General features: G+C 74.3%; 5 protein-coding genes and 1 pseudogene. 4 read left to right on the top strand and 2 right to left on the bottom strand.

The genetic code is table 11. The features are described from left to right. Positions 1-206: 206 nt before the first annotated feature. The 3 genes and pseudogenes from EF918_RS38105 to EF918_RS12435 form a co-directional block, all read left to right on the top strand. Positions 207-365: pseudogene (locus tag EF918_RS38105) on the top strand (XRE family transcriptional regulator); the annotation flags it as partial. A 327-nt stretch (positions 366-692) separates the two neighbouring features. Continuing rightward, positions 693-2,042 (top strand): NADP-specific glutamate dehydrogenase, encoded by a 1,350-nt coding sequence (gene gdhA / locus EF918_RS12440; protein ID WP_125644809.1) that lies wholly within the window; start codon positions 693-695, stop codon positions 2,040-2,042. Between the two features lie 96 nt (positions 2,043-2,138). Next, on the top strand, positions 2,139-2,579 hold the full coding sequence (locus tag EF918_RS12435; RefSeq protein WP_125644819.1) for a helix-turn-helix domain-containing protein: 441 nt from the start codon (positions 2,139-2,141) through the stop codon (positions 2,577-2,579). Positions 2,580-2,606: 27 nt separating this feature from the next. On the opposite strand, the gene EF918_RS12430 is transcribed toward EF918_RS12435, so the two are convergent. Continuing rightward, a complete protein-coding gene (locus tag EF918_RS12430) occupies positions 2,607-4,067 on the bottom strand; it encodes a DHA2 family efflux MFS transporter permease subunit (protein ID WP_260610109.1) in 1,461 nt (486 codons plus the stop codon). 194 nt (positions 4,068-4,261) lie between these two features. On the opposite strand from EF918_RS12430, the gene EF918_RS12425 reads away from it, so the two are divergent. Continuing rightward, positions 4,262-5,617, top strand: a complete 1,356-nt coding sequence (locus EF918_RS12425) for an AMP-binding protein (protein ID WP_125644807.1) — start codon at positions 4,262-4,264, stop codon at positions 5,615-5,617. A 5-nt stretch (positions 5,618-5,622) separates the two neighbouring features. Here the strand turns inward: EF918_RS12425 and EF918_RS12420 are convergent, their stop codons facing one another. Continuing rightward, entirely contained in the window at positions 5,623-6,123 is a 501-nt protein-coding gene (locus tag EF918_RS12420; protein WP_125644805.1) for a bifunctional 2-polyprenyl-6-hydroxyphenol methylase/3-demethylubiquinol 3-O-methyltransferase UbiG, read from the bottom strand. Positions 6,124-6,175 lie beyond the last annotated feature (52 nt).

The raw sequence follows: 6,175 nt of genomic DNA, 5'->3' as shown, positions 1-6,175 counted from the left end.
CCCCCCGCACCCGCCCCACCGGCTGGGACCGCGGCCTGCCGTTCCGCGCGGCGGGGACGTGGCGGGGGCCCGACCGACCGGCCGGGTGACCGCACGGCGGTGCTGGACGCGCACCGGCCTTCGTGCTCGGGATCCACGACTGGCCTTGCCCCCTACCCTGTCAGTGATGAGCTGCTAGGAGAGGGGCAAGGCCGCCATGTCTACTGACAGCGGCCCGCCGCGGGGAGACCGGGACGGCGTGGCGGCACTGGGACGAAGCAAGCCGACTGGCCGAGTCCCTGCCCGCCGGGTACTTCCACCCGGTGACCTCCTTCTCCCGCGCCGTGATCGCGGCGCACGCCGTCACCGTCGCGGTGGAGCTGCACGGCGCAGACCCACCCCGTCTGCGAGGCCGTCGTCCATGTGGTCGCCGTACTCGCCGCCCACGCCCGCCACCCATGGCCGCGTCCGCGGACGGGGGACGAGTGGGGCGTGCACGAGGCTGTCGTGGGCAAGGTGGTGTGGGCCGCGGTCGTGAAGGGACCGGTACCGGGCTCGCCGGCGGGGCGGCGCACAGCGTCCTCGGGTGCGGCCCGAGTCCCGCCCGACCGCCGGGAGGGACCCTGTACGACATCGTGGGCGGGACCGGCCGGCTCCGCCGCCGCGTGCGCGGTTCGTAGCAGCACATCGGACACCACCAGGAGGGACACATCGTGAAGGATCCCAAGGACAGGCTGGAATCGCTGCGCGCCGAGATCGAGCGGCGCAACCCCGCCCAGCCGGAGTTCCACCAGGCGGTACGGGAAGTGCTGGAGAGCCTCGCGCCGGTGTTCACCGCACGGCCCGAGTACGCCGTGCCCGGGCTGCTGGAGCGGCTGGCCGAGCCCGAGCGGCAGATCATCTTCCGGGTGCCGTGGCAGGACGACCACGGGACGGTCCACGTCAACCGCGGCTTCCGGGTGGAGTTCAACAGCGCGCTCGGCCCGTACAAGGGCGGCCTGCGGTTCCACCCGTCGGTGGACCTCGGTGTGGTGAAGTTCCTCGGCTTCGAGCAGATCTTCAAGAACGCCCTGACCGGCCTCGGCATCGGCGGCGGCAAGGGCGGCAGCGACTTCGACCCGCGCGGGCGGTCGGACGCCGAGGTGATGCGCTTTTGCCAGTCCTTCATGACCGAGCTCCAGCGGCACATCGGCGAGCACACCGACGTGCCGGCCGGGGACATCGGCGTGGGCGGCCGGGAGATCGGCTACCTCTTCGGCCAGTACCGGCGGATCACCAACCGCTGGGAGGCCGGTGTGCTCACCGGCAAGGGCCTGGGCTGGGGCGGTTCGCGGATCCGTCCGGAGGCCACCGGCTACGGCAGCGTGCTGTTCGCGGCGGAGATGCTCCGGCACAAGGGGCTCGGGCTCGACGGGCGGTCCGCGGTGGTCTCCGGCTCCGGCAACGTCGCCCTGTACACCATCGAGAAGCTCCAGAAGCTGGGCGCGTTCCCGCTCACCTGCTCGGACTCCGAGGGGTACGTCGTCGACGAGAAGGGCATCGACCTCGACCTGCTCAAGCAGATCAAGGAGGTCGAGCGGGGCCGGGTCGGCGAGTACGCCGCCCGGCGCGGCTCCTCCGCCCGCTTCGTGCGCGGCGGCCGGGTCTGGGAGGTGGCCGCGGAGGTGGCGTTCCCCTCGGCCACGCAGAACGAGCTCGGCGCCGACGACGCCCGCGCGCTGATCGCGGGCGGGGTCAAGGCGGTGTCCGAGGGCGCCAACATGCCGACCACGCCGGAGGCGGTGCGCCTGTTCCAGGAGGCCGGGGTGGCGTTCGGCCCGGGCAAGGCGGCCAACGCCGGCGGGGTCGCGGTCAGCGCGCTGGAGATGAGCCAGAACCACTCGCGCAGCGTGTGGAGCGCCGAGCGGGTGGAGGAGGAGCTCGCGGGCATCATGCGCAGCATCCACACCGTCTGCCAGGAGACGGCGGAGCGCTACGGGGCCGCGGGCGACTACGTGGTGGGCGCCAACATCGCCGGCTTCGAGCGGGTGGCGGACGCGATGCTCGCCCAGGGCGTCATCTGACCCGGGCCGTCAGATGCATCGAGATTGATGTATCGGAATTGATATAGGGTCGGACCGGTGAACGGAGTACAGCTCTTCCTGCTGGGCCGGACGCTGATGAAGATCGGCGAGGAGGCCATCCCGACCGAACGGGTCGGCAAGCGCGCCACGAGCACGCGGTCGGTACTCATCGCGATGCTCGACATCTACGCGCACCCCGACACCACGGTCGGCGAGATCGCCACCCGTACCGGCCTGCCGCAGAGCGCCGTCTCGGCCTGCGTGGCCCGGTTGCGCGAGACCGGATCGGTGGTGACGGCCACCGATCCGCGCGACCGGCGCCGTACCCTGGTCCGGCGCAACCCCGAGGTCGGCGACCGCCGCGCCGAGGTGGCCTCCACCACCGTCGACGCGGCCCTGGCCACCGCCCTGGGCACCGACGACCCGGTCGAGGTCGCCCAGGTCGTCGCCCTCCTGGAGGCCCTGGACCGCCGCCTGTCGCCGGAGGTCCTCACCCGCCTCGGGCCGGACGGCCCGGACGGTGCGGACCGCGCCTGAGCGCACGAGCGCGTCGGGCCCGGGGCTCTAGACGCTCGCGGCCTGCCGGCCCGCCCCCGCCGGGGCCCCCGCCGGGGCCTTCGCAGCGGTCTGCCGCGGCCGGCCCTGGAGCAGCAGGCAGGACAGGGCGGCGATCACGACCACCGCGATCGGCAGCGCCGCCGTCAGGTGCAGGGTGGCCAGGAAGGCGTCCGCGTACGCCGCCCCGGTCGCGAGTTCGGCGGCCAGCTTGCCCTGGAGCAGGGCGCCCACCGTCGCGGCGCCGACGACCGAACCGATCTGCCGGATCGTGTTGTTGACCCCGGAGGCCGCGCCCGCCAGCCGCGGCGGGACGTTGCGCATCGCCTCGGCGGACATCGGGGCGACCGTGCAGCCGATGCCGAGGCCGGTGACCACGGTCGCCGGGACGAAGGCGTACCAGGGGGTGGCCGGGCCGGCCACCAGGACCAGGGCCGCGATGCCGATCGCGTACAGGCTCAGGCCCGCCATCAGCAGGTACCTGCCGCCGATCCGGTCCGCGAGCCGTCCGGCGAAGGGGCCGACGGCCATCGAGACCAGCGAGGAGGGGGCGAGCACCAGACCGGCCTTGACGGCGCTCAGGCCCAGGACCGACTGGAGGTAGAGGTTGAAGGGCAGGACCAGTCCGATCATCGCCATGGAGACCAGGGCCACCATCACCGTCAGCACGCCGAAGTTGCGGTCCTCGAACAGGGCGAACGGGACCAGCGGCGCGCGGTCCTGACGACCCCGCTGGTGGAGGAGGAAGCCGGCGGCCAGCGCGGCACCGGCCGCGAGCAGGGTCCAGATCCAGGCGTTCCAGTCGTAGCGCTCGCCCTCCTGGAGGCCGAAGGTGAGGCAGAGCAGCGAGGCGGTCGCCAGCAGTACGCCCGGGACGTCGAACGTGCGCGCCCGGCCCGTACGGACGTCCGGGACCACCAGGAGGGCCAGCGCGAGCGCGGCGAGGCCGATCGGCACGTTGACCAGGAAGATCCAGCGCCAGCCGACGGTCGAGCACAGGATGCCGCCCAGGGTCGGGCCGCTCAGCGTGGCCAGGCCCGCCACCATGCCCCAGACGCCCATCGCGGTGCCGCGCCGCTGCGCCGGGAACACCGACATGATCAGCGTCGTCGTCTGCGGCGTCAGCAGCGCCGCGCCCAGGCCCTGCACCCCGCGGGCGGCGATCAGCGCGACCGGGCCGGTGGCCAGTGCGCAGGCGACGCTGGCGGCGGTGAAGACCACCACGCCGGCGGCGAAGAGGTTGCGCGGTCCCCACAGGTCGCCGAGCCGGCCGGCCGTGATCAGCAGGACCGCGAGGACGAGGGCGTAGCCGCTGACCACCCACAGGGTCTGGTCGAGGGTGGCGCCCAGCGCGTCGATCATGTCGGGGATCGCGATGTTCACGATCGTCAGGTCCAGCAGGGTCATGAAGAACCCCAGTGACATCGTCACCAGGACCGCCCAGGGGTTCCCGGCCCACTTCCGCAGCATCTGCCCACTCCCTCCGTGCCGTTGTGGTGCCCCACGATAATCCATCTTTTTTGATGCATCAAGCTTGATGCATCTTGGGGGCGCCCCCACCTGGGCCGGGGGTGGCGCCCGGGGGCGTCGATCGGGCAGCCTGTGACCGACGACGAACGGACGAGGGACGACGCGCGCGACAGCCGGTCGGAAGGGGAGCCGCCGTGCTCACGGCACTGGAGGGCAGCTACGGCGACCGCGCGGACGCCGTCGAGATCGCGGGCCGCACCGCCTCCTACGAGCAACTGCTCGCGGCCGGCCGCGCCGTGGCGGCCGGGATCGCGGGCGGGCCCGCGGTCGCCGTGACCGCCACCGCCTCGCTGGAGACCGTCGCGGCCGTCGTCGGCGGACTGCTGGCCGGGGTGCCCGTCGTCCCGCTGCCGCCCGACGCCGGCCCCGCCGAGCGCGAGCACATCCTGCGGGACTCCGGCGCCCGCCCGATCGAGGTCGACCTCACCCGCCGCGCCGACTTCTCCGGCCCCGCACCCGCGCCCGAGGACCCCGCCCTGGTCCTCTACACCTCCGGCACCACCGGCGCCCCCAAGGGCGTGGTCCTCGGCCGGGCCGCGATCGCCGCCGACCTCGACGCCCTCGCCGAGGCCTGGCAGTGGAGCGCCGAGGACACCCTGGTCCACGGACTGCCGCTGTTCCACGTGCACGGCCTGGTCCTCGGCGTGCTCGGCGCCCTGCGCACCGGCAGCCGCCTGGTGCACACCGGGCGCCCGACCCCCCAGGCGTACGCCCGGGCGGGCGGCAGCCTCTACTTCGGCGTCCCCACCGTCTGGTCCCGGATCGCCGCCGAGCCGCGGGCGGCGGCCGCCCTCGCCCCGGCCCGGCTGCTGGTCTCCGGCAGCGCCCCGCTGCCCGCCCCGGTCTTCCGCGACCTCGAAGGCCTCACCGGCCACCGCCCGGTCGAGCGCTACGGCATGACGGAGACCCTGATCACCGTCAGCGGCCGGGCCGGCGGGGAGGTCCGCCCCGGCACCGTCGGCACCCCGCTGGCCGGCGTCCGGACCCGGATCGCCGCCGAGCCCGGCGCCGAGATCGGTGAACTCCAGCTCACCGGGCCCACCCTGTTCGCCGGCTACCTCGGCCGCCCCGAGGCCACCGCTGCCTCCTACACCGAGGACGGCTGGTTCCGTACCGGGGACATCGCGGCCGTCGAGCCCGACGGGGTCCACCGCATCGTCGGCCGGGCCTCGATCGACCTCATCAAGTCCGGCGGCTACCGGATCGGCGCCGGCGAGATCGAGAACGCCCTGTTGGACCACCCCAAGGTCAGCGAGGCGGCCGTGGTCGGCGTCCCCGACCCCGACCTCGGCCAGCGGATCGTGGCGTTCGTCGTGGCCGAGGGCGTGACCGGGCCCGAGCTCACCGACTTCGTCGCCGCCCACCTGTCGGTGCACAAGCGCCCCCGCGAGGTCCGCTTCGTCGCCTCGCTGCCGCGCAACGCCATGGGCAAGCCGCAGAAGAAGCTGCTGCTCGCGGACCTCGACCGGGCGGAGCGGCCACGGCGTTAACGCCGTTAACGCCGTGGCCGCGGCCCGGGCGGCCGCTCACCGCCGCGGCCCGCGCAGCAGGAGCGCGGTGAACGCGCGCCCGGGGCCGAGGTGCCAGCGCCAGGGCGCAGCCGGCGACGGGCGGCCGACCAGAACGCCGTGTCGAGGTACTGGAGCGTCACCCGGCACGCGAGGACGTCCACGCTGCCGTCCGTCACGCCGGCCGGCGCCCGGCCCCCGAGGAAGTCGTGCACCTCGAACGCCACCCGCGGGTCGCGCCACGACCACCGTGCGGCCCGGATCCCGACCTCCGACCAGTCGTAGCCGGTGGCCACCAGGCCGAGCGCCGCGAGGGAGGCCGAGAAGGACCCGCGCCCGCACCCGACCTCGCTCGCCCGCCGGCCCGGCCTCGGCCGGAGCTGCCGGGCCATTGTCCGTACCTCCCCGAGGGCCACTGCCGGCGCGCACTCCTGCGGGACGCGGTAGAAGCGGTCCCAGAACCTCCGGCGGGCCACCGCCTGCTCCACCGTCCGAGGCACCCTGCCTGAGGGCAGTCCTCCGACGGGGGTGCCGCCCACG

Source organism: Streptomyces sp. WAC06614, assembly GCF_003949795.1.
GTDB lineage: Bacteria > Actinomycetota > Actinomycetes > Streptomycetales > Streptomycetaceae > Streptomyces.
Note: the sequence above shows the minus strand (reverse complement) of the source record. Positions and strands in the feature narration are given on the sequence as shown.